Origin of the sequence: Hyphococcus sp., assembly GCF_041986965.1 — a bacterium.
Lineage (GTDB): Bacteria > Pseudomonadota > Alphaproteobacteria > Caulobacterales > Parvularculaceae > Hyphococcus.
In genome coordinates this window covers 45,250-63,155 of the sequence record NZ_JBHIXB010000005.1, presented here as the reverse complement: position 1 = coordinate 63,155, position 17,906 = coordinate 45,250, and the positions used below count along the sequence as shown (strand labels likewise).

At 58.9% G+C, this 17,906-nt stretch carries 12 protein-coding genes; 5 read left to right on the top strand and 7 right to left on the bottom strand.

What is annotated here, in order from left to right; translation table 11 throughout:
• On the bottom strand, window positions 1-822 hold an 822-nt coding region (locus tag ACFC5L_RS18065), incomplete at its 3' end, for a hypothetical protein (RefSeq protein WP_375204337.1).
• Window positions 823-1,087: 265 nt separating this feature from the next.
• On the bottom strand, window positions 1,088-3,475 hold the full coding sequence (uvrB, locus tag ACFC5L_RS18060; protein WP_375204338.1) for an excinuclease ABC subunit UvrB: 2,388 nt from the start codon (window positions 3,473-3,475) through the stop codon (window positions 1,088-1,090).
• 114 nt (window positions 3,476-3,589) lie between these two features.
• Here uvrB and ACFC5L_RS18055 point away from each other — a divergent pair, with 114 nt between their 5' ends.
• Window positions 3,590-4,453 carry a winged helix-turn-helix domain-containing protein gene (locus ACFC5L_RS18055; RefSeq protein ID WP_375204339.1) on the top strand — a complete coding sequence of 288 codons (864 nt, stop codon included), beginning with the start codon at window positions 3,590-3,592 and terminating at the stop codon, window positions 4,451-4,453.
• A gap of 416 nt (window positions 4,454-4,869) precedes the next feature.
• Here the strand turns inward: ACFC5L_RS18055 and ACFC5L_RS18050 are convergent, their stop codons facing one another.
• From ACFC5L_RS18050 to ACFC5L_RS18030, 5 genes are all read right to left on the bottom strand, one after another.
• A complete protein-coding gene (locus ACFC5L_RS18050; RefSeq protein WP_375204340.1) occupies window positions 4,870-5,457 on the bottom strand; it encodes an acyloxyacyl hydrolase in 588 nt (195 codons plus the stop codon).
• Window positions 5,458-5,531: 74 nt separating this feature from the next.
• A complete protein-coding gene (locus ACFC5L_RS18045; protein ID WP_375204341.1) occupies window positions 5,532-6,452 on the bottom strand; it encodes a transglutaminase family protein in 921 nt (306 codons plus the stop codon).
• A gap of 85 nt (window positions 6,453-6,537) precedes the next feature.
• The gene (locus ACFC5L_RS18040; RefSeq protein WP_375204342.1) at window positions 6,538-7,479 is read right to left on the bottom strand and encodes an alpha-E domain-containing protein; all 942 of its coding nucleotides are present in this window, start codon (window positions 7,477-7,479) and stop codon (window positions 6,538-6,540) included.
• Window positions 7,479-8,945, bottom strand: a complete 1,467-nt coding sequence (locus ACFC5L_RS18035) for a circularly permuted type 2 ATP-grasp protein (RefSeq protein ID WP_375204343.1) — start codon at window positions 8,943-8,945, stop codon at window positions 7,479-7,481. The genes ACFC5L_RS18040 and ACFC5L_RS18035 overlap by 1 nt, the downstream gene beginning before the upstream one ends.
• A 158-nt stretch (window positions 8,946-9,103) precedes the next feature.
• Window positions 9,104-9,865, bottom strand: a complete 762-nt coding sequence (locus ACFC5L_RS18030; RefSeq protein WP_375204344.1) for a TorF family putative porin — start codon at window positions 9,863-9,865, stop codon at window positions 9,104-9,106.
• A 339-nt stretch (window positions 9,866-10,204) separates the two neighbouring features.
• Between ACFC5L_RS18030 and ACFC5L_RS18025 the strand changes: the two genes are divergently transcribed.
• The 4 genes from ACFC5L_RS18025 to gltB are packed head-to-tail and all read left to right on the top strand — an operon-like array spanning window position 10,205 to window position 17,903.
• Entirely contained in the window at window positions 10,205-10,543 is a 339-nt protein-coding gene (locus ACFC5L_RS18025) for a P-II family nitrogen regulator (protein ID WP_375204345.1), read from the top strand.
• Window positions 10,544-10,563: 20 nt separating this feature from the next.
• The gene (gene amt / locus ACFC5L_RS18020) at window positions 10,564-11,877 is read left to right on the top strand and encodes an ammonium transporter (RefSeq protein WP_375204346.1); all 1,314 of its coding nucleotides are present in this window, start codon (window positions 10,564-10,566) and stop codon (window positions 11,875-11,877) included.
• Window positions 11,878-11,896: 19 nt separating this feature from the next.
• Window positions 11,897-13,339 carry an NAD(P)-dependent oxidoreductase gene (locus ACFC5L_RS18015; RefSeq protein ID WP_375204382.1) on the top strand — a complete coding sequence of 481 codons (1,443 nt, stop codon included), beginning with the start codon at window positions 11,897-11,899 and terminating at the stop codon, window positions 13,337-13,339.
• Window positions 13,340-13,388: 49 nt separating this feature from the next.
• Window positions 13,389-17,903: a glutamate synthase large subunit gene (gltB, locus tag ACFC5L_RS18010; protein ID WP_375204347.1), complete on the top strand. Its 4,515-nt coding sequence runs from the start codon at window positions 13,389-13,391 to the stop codon at window positions 17,901-17,903.
• The last annotated feature ends 3 nt before the right edge of the window (window positions 17,904-17,906 follow it).

Genomic DNA, 17,906 nt, shown 5'->3' with positions numbered 1-17,906 from the left:
GGACCTCAACCTCACGCAGCTTTGCAATAATTTCTTCCGGCTTGGCTCGTTTCGCCATGTCTCAGCTCCTCTTTCAAAGCCGAAACTAACAGATTCATCGGACCACTTTCCCGGAGGCAGACCAGCTATATAGAGGAATTTCTCCTCGAACTGTTGTAGGCTTTGAGGCTTTCTAAATCGGCGATGTGCGAAATAGAAATCTATGCAAACTCCGAGGGCTAATAGCATTATAAACAGTATTGGAAATGGCCCTCCGTATGGGTCCAACGGTTCATAAATCGCCATATATTCTGAAAGTAAAACATCAAAAATAATTGGATAAGGAGCGAGGTAGGGGATAATCAGGACAGTAAATACGAACATTAAAAATAGAGATGAGAAATAAGAACGAGCGGTTATCGACAAATTTCGAACCCGCATTGTGGGGTTGCGGACGCGGGCGTGATACTCATTGATTACATCCATCATTTTTAAAATGACGGGATAACATATATGCCGCCAGTGTGAATTTGCTGAAATGCGAATAGCTCGCCCAATACGCGATTGTTTTATTTTGTCGCCCGCGCGCGCTGACAAAATGATCAATGCTAATAATGTCATCAGCTCGGGGAATGGCGTGGGTATATTTATGTGGGCTATGCCGAACGATTCAAATATTACGTTGGGAAAAAATTCCCAGAACGCGTGAAGTAGCCTTCGCCACTCAACCAATGCAAAACTAAGGTAGATAGAAGCTTTTTTTAGATCTTCTACCATTGATATTATCGTGAAAGCTGCCACCAATATCGAAATTGGCCATAATTTTGAAACAAGCTGCTTCATAGTGCTCACGGGTTTTCAGTGACCTAGTTATTTACGAGCTATACGATTTTAATTTCACCTAAGTTGCGGAATTTGGCTTCAGATTAGGATGAGGCTCACCTACCTCTTTTTTCGCTTCGGCTTGCTCCTTATGTTGCTCACCGTGCCTTCCGACTTCCTGATCCGCCCTTCGGGGTTCGCCTCGACGCGGGCCTCGATGTCGCTCTGACGCGGCTTTTTAGTTTTGACCGCATTCGCGGTCGGGCGGATCGTCCGCGACGATCCGTTATCGCCGCCGCTTCGATCGAGCGCCTTTCGGTTTGGAGCGGATGTTGGATACGGTTCCTTCCGATTTCGATATTCTTCCCTCAGATCCTTCGGCGACACGGCGCTCAATCTCGCTTTGGCGGCTCAACGGATCGTCTGACACCGCCAATTCCACCTCTTGCAGGCGCTTGATCTCGTCGCGCAGGCGCGCGGCGGTTTCGAATTCGAGGTTGGAGGCGGCCTCGCGCATTTCCTTTTCCAGATGGGCGAGGTGGGCCTTCATATTGTGGCCGGGGCCGTCAAAGGCCGCGGCTTCTTCACTGAGGCCCGACCCGCGAACCTGTTTATGGCCCACAAAGGTCTGGCCCATGGCGGCTTTCGCGCCTTCATCGTCGCTGGCGGCGATCTCGGCGATTTTCGCCTTGGTGGATTCCGGGGTGATGCCGTGTTTCCTGTTGTGGGCCAGTTGTTTTTCGCGGCGGCGGTCGGTTTCGCCAATCGCGCGCTCCATGGAGCCGGTCATATTATCCGCATAGAGAATGACCCGGCCGTCGACATTCCGCGCTGCGCGCCCGATGGTCTGGATCAGCGAGGTTTCCGAACGCAGGAAGCCTTCCTTGTCGGCGTCGAGGATGGCGACAAGCTGGCATTCGGGAATGTCGAGGCCTTCGCGCAGGAGGTTGATGCCCACCAGCACATCGAAAGCGCCGAGGCGGAGATCGCGGATGATCTCGATCCGCTCCATGGTGTCGATGTCGGAATGCATGTAGCGCACGCGCACGCCCTGTTCATGCATATATTCGGTGAGGTCTTCGGCCATGCGTTTGGTCAGCGTGGTGACGAGCACGCGCCCGCCTTTTTTCGCGACGGCTTTGCACTCTGCGATGACGTCGTCGACCTGGTTCGCCTTGTCGCCGGTGACGGGGCGGATTTCCACTTTCGGGTCGACGAGGCCGGTGGGGCGGATCACCTGTTCGGTGAAGACGCCGCCGGTGCGCTCCAGCTCCCAGTCGCCGGGCGTCGCGGAGACATGCACCGTTTGCGGGCGCATCTTCTCCCACTCCTCGAATTTCAGGGGCCGGTTGTCCATGCAGGAGGGCAGGCGGAAGCCGTATTCGGCCAGCGTGCGCTTGCGGTTGAAGTCGCCGCGGAACATGGCGCCGATCTGCGGCACGGTGACGTGGCTTTCGTCGCAGAAAATGAGCGCGTTTTCCGGGAGATATTCAAACAGGGTCGGCGGCGGCTCGCCCGGCTGGCGGCCGGTGAGGTAGCGCGAATAGTTTTCGATGCCGGCGCAGGCGCCCGTGGCGGCCATCATCTCAAGGTCGAACTGCACCCGCTGGTCGAGGCGCTGGGCCTCGAGGAGGCGGCCTTCCTCGCGCATGATGGGCAGGGTTTCGTTGAGCTCTTTCTTGATGCCGGTGATCGCCTGCTGCAGCGTCGGGCGCGGCGTTACATAGTGGGAGTTGGCGTAGAGCGTGACTTCCTCAAGCTCGCCGGTCTTCTGGCCCGTCAGCGGGTCGAATTCGGTGAGGCTTTCGATCTCGTCGCCGAACATGGAGATGCGCCAGGCGCGGTCTTCATAGTGGGCGGGGAAGACTTCGATGGTGTCGCCGCGCGCGCGGAAGGCCCCGCGCGCAAAGGCGTTGTCATTGCGCTTGTATTGCAGTGCCACGAGATCGGCGAGGAGTTTCTTGCGCGACAGCTCCTGTCCCACCTTCAGGCTGAAGGTCATGGCGGTGTAGGTCTCAACCGAGCCGATGCCGTAAATGCACGACACCGAGGCGACGATGATTACGTCGTCGCGTTCGAGGATCGCCCGCGTCGCGGCGTGGCGCATGCGGTCGATCTGCTCGTTGATGGAGCTTTCCTTCTCGATATAAGTGTCCGTACGCGGAACATAGGCCTCGGGTTGGTAATAGTCGTAGTAAGAGACGAAATATTCCACCGCGTTGTCGGGGAAGAACGCCTTGAACTCGCCATAGAGCTGCGCGGCGAGGGTCTTGTTGGGCGCAAGGATGAGGGCCGGGCGCTGACACGCCTCGATGATCTTGGCCATCGTAAAGGTCTTGCCCGTGCCGGTCGCGCCGAGCAGCACCTGATCCCACTCGCCGGTCTTGACGCCTTCCGACAGCTCCTTGATCGCCGTCGGCTGGTCGCCCGCGGGCTCATAGTCGGAAACCACCTTCAGCGGCTTTGACCGGCTCGATTTCTCCGGGCGGTCGGGCCGGTGCGGCGTCCAGTCGGCGAGCGGTGTCGCCAGCCGGTCGTGATAGGTGGCGACGGCCTCGGAAAATCCGCCGCGCGTGATCTCCGCGCTGTCCGTGGTCGGCTGGACTTTCGGGCGCTTGGCCTTCGGGTCGTATCCGGGGCGGTGTTTCGGGTTCGAGGTCGGTTCTGGGGGCATGGTGCGAACATAATGCGAACGCGGGGAATTGGAAGAGGCTGAGAAAGCGCTTGCCCGGCGGGCCTGTGGAAATATGATGGGCCGTCCTAAAACTCAGTAGTGCAAGACAACACAATGACATCCGCCGTGGTGGGGAAAATCTGGCGCTTCGGCGCCGTAGAGTTCGATGAGCGTGCGGCCGCGGTCCGGGCCGGCGGCGCATCGGTTTCTCTGGACCGGTCCTGCGCTGCGATTCTCTCTGCATTGCTCGCCGCGCGCGGTGAGGTGGTGTCGAAAGACCGGCTTCTGGAAGCCGGCTGGCCCGGCCGGGTCGTGCATGAAAACTCGCTGGCCAAGGCGATCGGCCGCTTGCGCAAGGCGCTCGGACCCGAAGCGGAACATCTCAGGGTGATTTACGGCGCCGGCTATTCGCTCTCCGTCGAGGCGGAACAGGTCGACGCGGCTGCGCCCTCGCAGGCGACCGGCCGGCGTGCTCTTCTGCCCTTTGCGGCCGCCGCGGCGGTCTTTGTCGCCGGCGCCATTGCGGTGACGCTCGCCTTGCCCGGCGCCGGGACGAAAGCGGAAGAGGAAACGCTGCTCGCCGTGACCGAGCCCGACGGCATGATCGGGCGGATTTTGTGGGTCGATGACCACCCGGAAAACAATGTTACGGAAAAGGCGGCCTTCGAAGAGCAGGATATCGCCGTTTACACAGTGGCGTCGACCGACGAGGCGCTGACATTGCTGTCCATGTATCCCCATTATGATGCGGTGATTTCCGATATGGGCCGCAATGGCGAGCCGCTGGCCGGGTTCAAGCTGCTGGAGGAGATGCGCGCACGGGAGGACCCGACGCCATTTTATCTCTACACAATCATGACCTCCGACGCCCAGCGGGAGCTGCTTGCCGGCAAGGGCGGGCAAGGCGCGGCGGAAACCCGTGAAGAGCTCTATGGATTCATTGTTCCCTTGATGGAGCAAAAGATGGCGGAGCGGTGATTTTCGCCTTCGGGACGCTTTGTCTGTCCCGTTTTCTGCAGTCATGTCGAAAGCTAGGACCGCACTCTAAGATATTGCTTCTTCAGCGCTTTCAGAATCTTTCAGACTTCACCAGTCTTGTTTCAGAATCTTTCAGGATTGCAGGAAAGACCATTCATTAATTTCCATTCATCCTTTGTGGGCTGAGGCAAGCACTTGGGAGAGATGCTGCGAATGTTTGCCTGCGCCAGCCTGACTGGCGCAGGTGTGACAACGGGGGAGCCTCAGATTTAACGGCATCGGGCGTCAGGATTTTTCCGGGCGTCCGATGGGTGTTGGCCATGGCGCCGCCGCGCGTAGTCCCAGGCGTCGCCATGGCCGGCCAGCCCGTTCTCAAGACGGATCGGTTTCAGGCGCTGCCGCTTCCGATCCGGCCATTAGTCCCCGAACCGGTACCCGATCCTGATCCCGAGATTATCCAACCCCTGATTGTGCGGGCTGTCGCCAAGCACCCGGCCGTTGGAGAGATGTTCGTAGAAGAGTTGCGCGCGCCAGTGATCGTCGAGTTTCACGCCGGCGCCGATGGCGACGCGGAACAGATAGCGCGAGCCGAGCAGGGCGCGGGTCGCCAGAATATCGTCGCGGGCGGGGTCGCCTTCCGGCGGCGGATTGACGACGCCGTCATGGCGGGCGACGCCGAAATCGATCTCGCCGACAAAGCGGTCGCCGAAGAAATACTGCTCCCAGGCGAGGCCCAGTCCGTAAAAATTCGTGTCGCCCTTTGTGTTTAGCGATCCGTGAACATAAGGACGGGGCGAGAGGATGTATTTGGAAAAATCGGGAGAGGCGAACAAGATCTCGCCGGAGAAATTCACGCCGCTTTCAACGGCGGGCGGGCCGCCATTGAGGTCAAGCGCATGCGCGGCGGCGCCGATCCGCGCTTCATCGATTATCTCTGCACAGGCTGCGTTTGGAGCAACCGCTGCGGCCGCAACGTAATGATTTTCCAGATCATGATCGTTCACCCCTTGCGCGTAGCCATTATGGGCGCCGGGCGGGTTGAGAGCAAATTACAGAAAGGCTGTTAGGCCGTGAGCGGTCAGCTTCTCAGCGTCGGGGCGAGCGCAAGAATCTGTACGTCAACATCCATATCGATGAAGGCGTCGCTGGCGCCATGAAACGATCCGTCGAGCGGGACCGCCTGAGACGGTGTTCTAGCGACGCCGGTGCGGATCAGATTGCCTGAAGCGATGAGCCCGTTGGTTGGGTCGAATTCGATCCAGCCGGCGCCTGGCAGGAAAACCTGCACCCAGGCGTGTGTCGCGCCGGTTCCCTGAAGCGCGCCGCTCTGGCTTGCAACCGGGTCATAGAGATAGCCCGTGACGAAGCGCGCGGCGAAACCAAGCTGGCGCACGGCCTCTATCATCAAAATGGCAAAGTCACGGCAGGAGCCTGCCCCAAGTTCCAGCGTGTGCCGCGGCGCTTGAATGCCCGGTTCCTCACGGCGCTTGTACTCAAGCGAAGAATGAATCGTATTGTTGATCGTCGTCAGGATGGTCCAGGTGTTGTCGCCTGCCTGGCGTTTCAACTTGTTGGCCCAGTCATTCACCGCTGATTCCGGATGGTCATATTCGGGCCTGATCAGCGCAAGCAGGTCGGGAATTTGTTCTTTCGGATAGTCAAACGGATAACGTTGCGCGGAATGGGCGATGGGAAAGACAGGAATGTCAACGCTGCTGCGCACGACGTTAAAAACGCAGGTAATCTCCAATGTTTCCGATGGCGGCGCTTCATCGAAATTCATGATGACTTTCGAATTCGAAAACACATCATGAAGCCAATGGTGGACGGATGTCGGGTTTGTGTTGATTTCAAACGCCGTCAGCCGCAGGTCATTGCTTTCATGGGGGCGAAACATAGCGCGGTGCGGCCCGAACGTTACCGGCTTTGCATAACGGTAGCGGGTGACATGCCGAACCTGCAGGAGATCGGTGCTGACGTTTAGTTTAGGTACGCTCATAACCGGCTAATATAAATTGTTACAGTGACCGTATATCTAAGAACAGTCTTATCGTTTGTTAACCAGCGAACTGGCTGGTCTCGCCTCAGGCGGGGGCAAAATAGCGGTCATTGACGGCGTTGGCGAGAGCCATGATCTCCTGCTGGACCTGGTCCAGATAGCGGTGGAGGGTGCGCCCGGAAAGCCGTGCGGGCGGGGATTTCAGCCGTTCCCTTAGCGCCGCGCCCGCCCGTTTGATCTCCTGGCCTGCGCCGGCGTCGAAATCCTCATCCAGCCGGTGAATCTGGTAAAGGGCCATCTCCGCAGCATTTGTGACCGACATCGGCAGGTAAGGGTCGCAGAGCAGGAAGGTCGCCGCGTCCGAAGGATCGGCGTTGAAAGAGTAACGCCGCTGAAAAGCGTGATAGCCGGAAGCCGAGCGCAAGAGCGTGTTCCACCAGGCGACGTCGGGCGGCGCGGCCTGGTCGTCATCGTCCCGGTCGAACCGAAAGTATTTGATGTCGATCAGGCGCGTCACCTGGTCGGCTCGCTCCAGCGCGGCGCCAAGCTGGTTGAACCGCCAGACCTCATCGCGATAGCAGGTTGCTTCCATGACGCCGCGAAAGGTGAAACAGCTCTCGCGCATACTCATGCAGATTTCCGAAAGTTTTGAGAGGGCGAAGCGGCGCTTTTGTAATGTGAGGATGCTGTTGTGGAAGACGGAAACCTGCCGCCAGCTTTCGGTTGAAATGAGATGACGTAAAGAACGCGCATTCTCTTTCGCCATATGCGAGGCGTAGGAAATCGAATTGGAATTGTTCGCGTCCGATATGTAAAAACGGGCGACGTTCAGCGCCGTCAATGTCTTGCCTTGTTCAGCGAACGTTTCCGTATCCGCAAAGACATTGAGGATCGGCGCCCAGGCGTCATCGGAATCCTGGTCTGCGGCGAAACTTTCCGTGACCATGAGAAGGCGGGACAGGCTTTCGATCCGCTCCATATAGCGGCCGAGCCAGAATGCGTTTTCGGCGAAACGGGATAACAACATTAGCGTAAGACCCAGGTGTCTTTGGAACCGCCCCCTTGGGAGGAATTGACGATGATCGAGCCTTCGCGCATAGCGACCCGCGTCAGTCCCCCGGGCAGGACCCAGCTTTCCTTGCCGGTCAGCACGAAGGGACGCAGGTCCACATGGCGCGCGCGCAGGCCATTTTTCGTCAGGGTCGGTGAGACCGACAGCTGGATCATCGGCTGGGCGATATAGTTTTTCGGATTCTTCTTGATGGCGCGACGCACACCGGCGATCTCCGCCTTGCTTGCCTTGGGGCCGACGACGATGCCGTAGCCGCCCGATTCACCGACGGGTTTGACGACAAGCTCCTCAAGATGATCGAGCACATAGGCGAGGTCATCTTTTTCGCGGCAGATATAGGTTTCCACATTGTCGAGGATGGGCTCTTCGTCGAGATAGTATTTAATGATGCGCGGCATATAGGCGTAGACCGCCTTGTCGTCAGCGACGCCGGCGCCAACCGCGTTGGCGATGGCGATTTTGCCGGCCTTGAGCGATCGCATGAGACCGGGAACGCCAAGCATGGAGTCTTTCCGGAAGACTTCCGGATCCAGAAATTCGTCATCGATGCGGCGATAGATCATGTGGACGCGCTCAAGACCGCTGATGGTCTTCATAAAGACGCGGTCTTCCTCATCGACGATGAGGTCACGGCCTTCGACCAGCGCCACTCCCATCTCGCGCGCCAGAAACACATGTTCGAAATAGGCGGAGTTGAAGACGCCGGGGGTCAATAGAACGATGCGCGGATTTTGCGCGCGCGCCGGCGCCGTTTCGCGCAAGGTCTCGCGCAGGCGCTGGCCGTAATTGGATACAGGCTCGATTTTCACACCTTCCATCAGATCGGGAAAGGAGCGCATCATCAGATGCCGGTTTTCGATCACATAGGAAACGCCGGAGGGCGAGCGGCAATTGTCTTCAAGAACAAGGAAATTCCCGCTTTCATCCCGGATCAGATCGACCCCGCTGATATGGGTGTAGGTGTTGTGGGGGAGTTTGACGCCCACCATTTCCTTGCGGAAATTCTTGTTACCCGTCACCAGCGCGCGGGGAATGATCTTGTCCTTGAAGATCTGCTGCTTGCCATAGACATCCGCGAGAAACGCATTGAGCGCCGTCACGCGCTGGCGGCAGCCGCGGTCGATTTTTTTCCAGTCCGCCTGCGCAATGCGCCGCGGGATCGGGTCGAAAGGCAGGATGCGATCAATGGCGCCCGCATCGGAGTAGACGGTGAAGGTGATGCCGAGATTGTGCAACTCTCTCTCGGCCGCGCTGTTGCGCTGATTCAGCGTGCGGATGTTGTATTTCGAAAGCCGTTTCGCAAGCGGATTGGCGGCGCCGGTTTGGGGTTTGCCGGTCTGGGGTTTGGTGTCGGTAAGCCCAAAAAGTTCGCAGTAATTGTCGCCGGCGTCATAACCGGCGAAGGGATTTGCTTTCGGCATAGGCTCTCTAATTACTTGATTGACATAGATAACGCAAACGAGCGCGATTGGTTCGCTTCTTGTTCAGTCTCAGGTGACAAAAAAGGGCCATGGCGGGGAGAACGCCATGGCCCGTACTTTAAGTCAGGACGATCAAGACCGCCCCGCCGTCGTGTAGATTAGAATGAAGCGCTGAAGCCAAGACCCCACCATACGGCGCTCGACTTGGTCGTGCCTGCGATCGAATCGTCAATCACCGAGCCGCCAGGAATGTCGGAGCCGCCATAGCGGACGCCGGCGTAGAACGAGCCGTTGTCGGAAATGGCGTAGCTGACATTGGCGGAAGCGGTGCCGTAGATATAGTCCGTGCCGCCCGTGTCATCGATGACATAGCCGATATAGCCGCCGAGATCGAAGCTCGTCTTCTCTGACATCGGGATCGAGTAGGATGCATTGCCCTGAATGGTCGTCGTGTCGAACATGAAGTCATGATAGACATAGACAGACGGTGAGAGCGGAATATCGAAAGCAAGGCCCACATAAGGCTCGATCGTGTTTGCGCCCAGGCCGTCGCCGTCTTCTTCATAAATGTCGAAGAAACCGCTCATGAGATCGGGGAACGTATAATAGGTGACCCCGACATCGAATGAAACCACTTCGCTGATTGGCGCGCTATAGCCGATCACGAGATCAAGTTCCTCGCCCCCCGGCGTCACCACAAGATCATCATCGCCAATCGGCAGGTTCAGCCAGGCAGTCCCGTAAAAATTGCCATAGCCAAGTGAAATTGACGGTTGAAAGCTGGTTTCTGCGAACTGGACGCCGCGGAACAGATAGCGGGACTCAAAGCCCACCGTTGTTGAGACTGAAAGTTCTTCCGCAGCCGCCGGTGCAATCACCGTTGCGGATAAAGCAAGCGCGCAAGCCAATTTACGCAGCATAAGACCCCTCCTTTGTTGCTTTTCACTTACGATGTGTACGGAGCAGCACGCATCGGTCATGAGCTAAGCTTGTCGGCTTCTTTTGCGATGCACAATAATAAATTTGTCAAAATGGGCAGCTACGGCGAAAAAAGCATGAAAAAGTCCGTTAGAAAGAGATAAACACCATTAAAATGGCATATTATGCTATTTTGGCGGAAAATTTTTCGCTGTTGCAGCAGATTAGCGTTGCGCAGCAGCAATCTGATTGTTAGCGTTACTACACAATCGGCGCCGTGGCGATTCGTATCCTGACTAAACTTCGCGAGCGCGGGTGAAAAAACAAAAAGGGGCTAACAGATGAAGTACATTATCGCTGTAGTGAAGCCGCATCGACTAGACGAGATCAGAACCGCTCTGACTTCGATTGGCGTTGAGGGCATGACTGTGTCCGAGGTGAAAGGCTTCGGCCGGCAAAAGGGACACAGCGAAGTCTATCGCGGCGCAGAGTATCAGGTCGACTTCGTACCCAAGGTCAAACTTGAAATCGCGGTTGAGGCGAGCCAGGCGGCGAAAGTCGTCGAAACCATCCGGGACGCGGCGAAAACTGATCGCATCGGCGATGGCAAGATTTTTGTTCTCAATCTGGAAGACGCAGTGCGCGTGCGCACCGGCGAAAGCGGCGCGGCGGCGCTATAATTACGAGCGGGAAAAATATCATGAAAAAGAAAAACACCATAGCCGTCGCGACGGCGGCGCTCATTGCTTTTGGCGCGTCTCAAGGGTTTGCGCAGGAGGCTGCGGAAGCGGCCGCGCCGGCGCCCGCCTCCGACACATCGGCCTTTGTCTTCAACTCTTTGTTGTTCCTTGTTTCCGGCATGGTCGTCATGTTCATGGCGGCGGGTTTTTGCATGCTCGAAGCCGGGTTGGTTCGGTCGAAAAACGCGGCCACAATTTGCCTGAAAAACATTTCTCTTTATTCCGTAGCCGGACTGATGGTGTATCTCGTCGGTTACAACCTGATTTACGGCATCGATTCCGGCGGGTTCATCGGCAGCTTCACGACATGGGGCGCTGATGATTCCGATCCCTTGGGAACCGGCTATTCGGCAAGCTCCGACTGGTATTTCCAGATGGTGTTTGTCGCCACAGCAGCGTCGATTGTCTCCGGCACGCTGGCGGAGCGCATCAAGCTGTTTCCGTTTCTGATTTTTGTGGCCCTGCTGACTGGCTTTATTTATCCGATCCAGGCTGGCTGGGTTTGGGGCGGCGGCTGGCTCGATGCGCGGTTTGACGACTTCGCCGGGTCGACCCTGGTGCACTCGACGGGCGGCTGGGCCGCGCTGGCTGGCGCGCTCGTCTTAGGGCCGCGAACCGGAAAATATGTTGGGGCGAAGGTGACGCCGATCCCGGGCTCCAATCTGCCAATGGCGACGCTTGGAACCTTTATTCTCTGGCTCGGCTGGTTTGGCTTCAACGGCGGGTCGCAGCTTGCGCTTGGCACCATTGAGGACGCTGTTTCGGTCGCTGACATTTTCGTCAACACCAATATGGCGGCTTGCGGCGGCGTTGTGACGGCGCTCATCCTGACCCAGTTGCTCTACAAGAAAGTGGACCTGACGATTGTGCTTAACGGCGCCATCGGCGGTCTTGTATCGATTACGGCGGAGCCGTTGCAGCCGGCGATCTGGCAGGCGATTTTGATTGGTTCGGTCGGCGGCGTCATCGTGACGCTTGCGGTGCCGGTCCTCGATAAACTCAAGATCGACGATGTTGTCGGCGCAATTCCGGCGCACCTCTTCTGCGGCATCTGGGGCACGCTTGTCGTGCCGCTCAGCAATGACGGCGTGACGGTCTTCGGTCAGTTAACTGGCATCGTTGCTATTGGCGTATTCGTGTTCGTCGTTAGCTTAATCTGCTGGTTGGCGCTGAAATACACCCTTGGCATTCGCGCTAGCGATGAAGATGAGCGTTTGGGTCTGGACAAAGCCGAACTTGGGCTTGAAGCTTACCCGGAATTCTCTAAAGGGTGATTTCGACAGGGAGGCTCTCATTTCTGAGCGCATGTTGAAATTCGTCTCGCGCGACCGCGAGACTCCAACGAAACGAAATCCCGGCGAGCGTCGCCGGGATTTTGGTGAGATATACGCTAAATTCGCCGACGAAAAAGCGAAAGCACAGGCGGCCCGCTGTTCCCAATGCGGCGTGCCGTTCTGTCAGGATCATTGCCCGCTCGGCAATGACATTCCCGACTGGCTGAAGCTTGTCGCCGAAGATCGCCTCGAAGAGGCTTATGCGGTTTCGTCCGCCACCAACAACATGCCGGAAATCTGCGGGCGCATCTGTCCTCAGGACCGGCTTTGCGAAGGCTCCTGCGTCATTGAACAGTCCGGACACGGAACAGTGACGATTGGCGCCGTTGAGCAATATATAACCGAGACCGCCTGGGAGAAGGGTTGGGTGAAACCTGTCCGCCCCGCGCGCGAGCGCGCCCAATCGGTTGGCGTCATTGGCGCCGGGCCTGCCGGGCTCGCCGCCGCCGAAGAGCTTCGCCGCGACGGTTTTCAGGTGAAGATTTACGATCGTTATGACCGCACCGGCGGGCTTCTGGTCTACGGCATTCCGAATTTCAAACTCGACAAGTCCGTCGTCGCGCGGCGGACAGAGCATCTTGAAAAAAGCGGCGTTCAGTTCGTCCGGAATTTCGATGTGGGCCGCGATGCGAGTCTTGGCGAACTTCGCGCCGAACATGATGCGGTGCTGGTTGCGACTGGCGTTTACAAGGCGCGCGACCTGGCTTGCCCCGGCGCGGGCAATGCCGGCGTTGTCGCGGCGCTCGATTATCTGACGGCGTCGAACCGCACCGGCCTCGGCGATGCTGTTGCGGCCTATGACAGCGGAGAACTTAACGCCCAGGGCAAGAATGTCGTCGTTATTGGCGGCGGCGACACGGCCATGGATTGCGTCCGCACGGCTGTGCGCCAGGGCGCCAAATCCGTCACCTGTCTTTACCGCCGCGACCGCAAGAACATGCCGGGCTCCGCGCGCGAAACCGCAAACGCCGAGGAAGAGGGCGTCATTTTCGAATGGCTTGCGGCGCCGAAAGCGGTGAAGGGCGACGCCGCCAAAGCGGCCGGCATTCGCGTGGCGCGGATGGAGCTGGGCGCGCCGGACGCGTCTGGCCGCCGTGCGCCGGTGGAAGTCGACGGCGGAGAATTCGACCTCGACGCTGATCTCGTTATTAAGGCGCTTGGCTTTGAGCCGGAAGATCATCCGGAGATGTTCGGCGCCCCCGATTTGAAAGTGACGGCGCGCGGCACGCTGCGCGTCGATCCGGAAACGCTGGAAACCAGCATTCCGGGCGTCTACGCCGCGGGCGATATTGTGCGCGGCGCTTCGCTCGTAGTATGGGCGATTGTGGACGGGCGAAAAGCCGCGGCGGCGATTGCCGGGCGGCTCAGGGCGACGGCGGAAACGCCAATCGCCGCTGAATAAAACCCGCCCGCCAACCCCGACAACCAGAACCGAATAGAAGACAAGACCGATGACTGACTGCGTATCGACCTATCTGCGCCGCCGCGACCGCCTCACCGAAGCGGGCGCTTATGATCCGTCATCCGAGCGTGACGCCTGCGGCGTCGGCCTTGTCGCCGCGCTCGACGCCCAGCCGCGCCGCGAGATCGTGGAAATGGCGATTGCCGCCTTGAAAGCGGTGTGGCACCGGGGGGCGGTCGACGCGGACGGCAAAACCGGCGACGGGGCGGGCATCCGCATCAACGTCCCCCAGGAGCTTTTCCGCTCCTTCGTGCAACGCACCGGTCATGCGGATGCGGGCCGCGACATCTGCGTCGGCATGCTGTTTCTGCCGCGCACCAATCTCGGCGCGCAGGACGCTGCGCGGGCGATTGTGGAATCCGAAATCCTTCATCGCGGCTTTTACATCTATGGCTGGCGTCAGGTGCCGGTGCAGGCGCGGGTCCTTGGCGCGAAAGCCAACGCCACGCGGCCTGACATCGAACAGATCCTTTTCTGCGATCCGAAAGGACGCAGCCAGGAAGAGCTTGATCGCATTCTCTATGTCGTGCGCCGCCGGATTGAAAAACGCGCGCGCCTTGAAGGCTTGCACGAACTTTATGTCTGTTCGCTGTCGTCGCAGGATATTGTCTATAAGGGCATGTTCCTGGCCCATGAGATTGATAATTTTTATCCGGATCTGAAGGATGAGCGCTTCGTTTCCCGCGTCGCGATTTTTCATCAGCGCTATTCAACGAACACTTTTCCGGAATGGCGGCTGGCTCAGCCTTTCCGCATGCTTGCGCATAATGGCGAGATCAATACGCTGAAAGGCAACGTCAACTGGATGAAGAGCCATGAGATTCCCATGGCTGCGGAAGTCTTCGGCAATGACGGCGACGACATCAAACCGGTGATCCAGCCGGGGTCGTCGGATTCCGGCACGCTCGATCAGGTGTTTGAATTGCTGGTGCGGGCCGGGCGCACGGCGCCTATGGCGAAAACCCTGCTGATCCCCGAGGCCTGGTCAAAGCGTTTGTCGGTGATGCCGCCGAAATGGCGCGCCCTTTATGAATATTGCAACGCCGTGATGGAGCCCTGGGACGGGCCTGCGGCCATCGCCGCCTATGACGGGCAGTGGGCGATTGCAGGTCTCGACCGCAACGGCCTTCGCCCGTTGCGCTACGCCATCACTCATGACGGCATTCTGGCGGTGGGGTCCGAGACCGGCATGTGTCCGCTTGAAGGCCGCGAAGTGAAAAAGCGCGGCGCTATAGAGCCGGGCCGTATGATCGCCGTCGATATGGAGAATGCGACGTTCTACAACTCCGATGAAATTCTCGACCGCCTCGCCGATAAACATCCTTATACGGAGTGGCTTAGCAATATCGTCGAGCTGGAGCCGAAAATCGGCCCAGGACCGGAAGAGGGCGTTTACGAGGGCGAAGAGCTTTTGCGCCGCCAGGGTGCGGCGGGGTACGATCTTGAAGCGCTGGAGCTGATCCTGCGTCCCATGGTCGAAGACGGCAAGGAGCCGCTCGGCTCCATGGGCGATGACACACCGATTGCGGTTCTGTCCGAAAATTACCGCCCGCTCTCTCATTTCTTCCGGCAGAATTTCAGCCAGGTCACCAACCCGCCTATCGATCCGTTGCGTGAAGACGGGGTAATGAGTCTCAAGACCCGGTTCAAAAATCTCGGCAATATTCTGGTGACGGATAAAACCCAGACCGATGTCTTCGTGCTGGAAAGCCCGATCCTGACCAATGGCATGTATGCGCGGCTGTGGGAGTATCTCGACTCCAAGATCGTCGAGATCGATTGCACCTATCCGGTCGGCAATGTCCGCAATAATGGTGAGGCGTTGCAAAGCGCGCTCAACCGCATCCGGTCCGACGCTGAGGCTGCGGTGCGCGACGGCGCCGGCAGCATTGTGCTGACCGACGAACATCAGGGGCCGGGACGCCTTGCGATCCCGATGATCCTCGCCGCCGGCGGCGTGCACGCCCATCTCACCAAGGCCGGCGTCCGCACTTATTGTTCCATCATCGTGCGCTCCGCCGAATGCGTGGACGCCCATTACACGGCGGTGCTTGTCGGCGTCGGCGCGACGGCGGTGAACCCCTATCTTGCCTGCGACTCCATTGCGCAAGCTCATGCCCAAGGGCGCTTCCCCGGTCTTGCGCTTGGCCGCTGCGCCTATAATTACAAGAAGGCGCTCGAAGCGGGACTTCTCAAAATCATCTCCAAGATGGGCATCTCGGTGATTTCCGCCTATCGTGGCGGCTGCAATTTTGAAGCGCTGGGATTGTCGCGCACGCTGGTGCAGGAATTCTTTCCCGGCATGACCAGCCGCATTTCCGGCATCGGTTTGTCCGGTCTTGAAGTGAAGTCGGCGGAACTGCACGCACAGGCCTGGGGCAGTGAAGCGCCGCGCCTGCCGGTCGGCGGCTTTTATCGTCACCGCCGCCGTGGCGAGCATCACATTCTCGAAGCCGAACTTGTGCATGATCTGCAACAGGCGGTGCGCAATGACGATGCAGCGGCTTACGCCCGCTATTCTGAAGCGCTGGCCGACCAGCCGGCCTCGCAGATCCGCGACCTGTTACGGGTGCGCCCGGTGGGCGAGCCGACCGGCGTCGACAAGGTTGAAACCGCGAACGATATCCGCCGCCGTTTCGTAACGCCCGGCATGTCTTTGGGCGCGCTTTCGCCGGAGGCCCACGGCGCCCTCAATATCGCCATGAACCGCATCGGCGCGAAGTCGGTTTCGGGCGAGGGCGGCGAAGTGCCGGAGCGCTATAAACCCTTGCCGAATGGCGACAACGCCAACTCCGCGATCAAGCAGGTCGCTTCAGGCCGTTTCGGGGTCACCGCCGAATATCTCAATCAGGCGAGGGAGTTGGAGATCAAAGTTGCGCAAGGGGCGAAGCCCGGCGAGGGCGGTCAGCTCCCCGGTTTCAAGGTGACGGAGTTCATCGCCCGGATGCGCCATTCGACCCCCGGCGTGACGCTGATTTCGCCGCCGCCGCATCACGATATCTACTCCATCGAGGATCTGGCGCAGCTCATCTACGATCTGAAACAGATCAATCCGGATGCGCGGGTCTGTGTGAAGCTCGTCTCCGCCTCAGGCATCGGCGCCATCGCCGCGGGCGTCGCCAAAGCGAAAGCTGATGTCATCCTGATTTCCGGCAATGTGGGCGGCACCGGCGCATCCCCTCAAACCTCGATCAAATTCGCCGGCGCGCCGTGGGAGCTTGGGCTTGCTGAAGCGCATCAGGTGTTGACGCTCAACAATCTGCGCGAAGGCGTGACGCTTCGCACCGATGGCGGCATCCGCACGGGCCGCGACGTTGTCATTGCCGCGATGCTCGGCGCCGAAGAATACGGCGTGGGCACGGTGTCGCTCTTGGCGCTTGGCTGTCTCATGGTGCGTCAGTGTCATTCGAACACATGTCCGGTGGGCGTCTGCACGCAGGATGAAGATCTGCGCAAGCGCTTCCCCGGCTTGCCCGAACATGTCGTTCATCTGATGACCTTCATCGCTGAAGAGACGCGGCAGATTCTCGCGAGTCTCGGCGCCACGTCGCTGGAAGACATTATCGGCCGCGCCGATTTGCTCGATCAGATTTCGCGCGGCGCGCCGCATCTTGATGATCTTGATCTCAATCCGATCCTGACGCTTGTTGACGCTGGCGAACGGCCGAAACGCTCCACGCGCACGGGCCGCACAGAAGTCGACGATACACTCGACCAGCGTATCGCGCCTGACCTTGCGCCGTTTTTCGAGCGCCGGGAAAAAGTGCAGCTTTCCTATCCGGTGAAGAACACCGACCGCGCGATTGGCGCCCGGACCTCGTCCTTCATTGTGCGCAACTACAAGCCGGAGGATCTGACCGAAGATCATGTGACCTTGCGGCTTAAAGGCTCCGCGGGCCAGTCGCTCGGCGTCTTCTCCGCCTTCGGCCTCAAGATTATCGTCGATGGCGACGCCAACGACTATGTGGGCAAGGGGCTTTCCGGCGCGACGCTGGTGGTCCGTCCGGCCGATCAGAATTCGACCGCGAATGACGCCATTATAGGCAATACTTGCCTTTACGGCGCCACGGCGGGCGCGCTGTTCGCAGCGGGCCGGGCCGGCGGACGTTTTGCGGTCAGGAACTCCGGCGCGGTCACGGTGATTGAGGGCTGCTCCGCCAATGGCTGTGAATATATGACCGGCGGCGTGGCCGTGATCCTTGGCAAGGTGGGCGCGAATTTTGGCGCGGGCATGACCGGCGGACGTGCTTATGTGTTCGACGACACCGGTGATTTTGAATCTCTGGTGAACCCGGAAAGCGTCGAGCTGCGCGGCTTCCGCGATGGTGAAGACGATAATGAATGTCTTGCCTTGATCGAGCGGCACTGGCGCGAAACGCGGTCCCCGAGAGCCCGGGACATTCTCGATGACTGGGCCAACGCCCGGTCGAAATTCTGGGTGGTCGAACCGCGGGAGATCCTCGCGCGCGAAAAGGCGATTGCAGACGCCGCCAAATCAGCGTGAGCA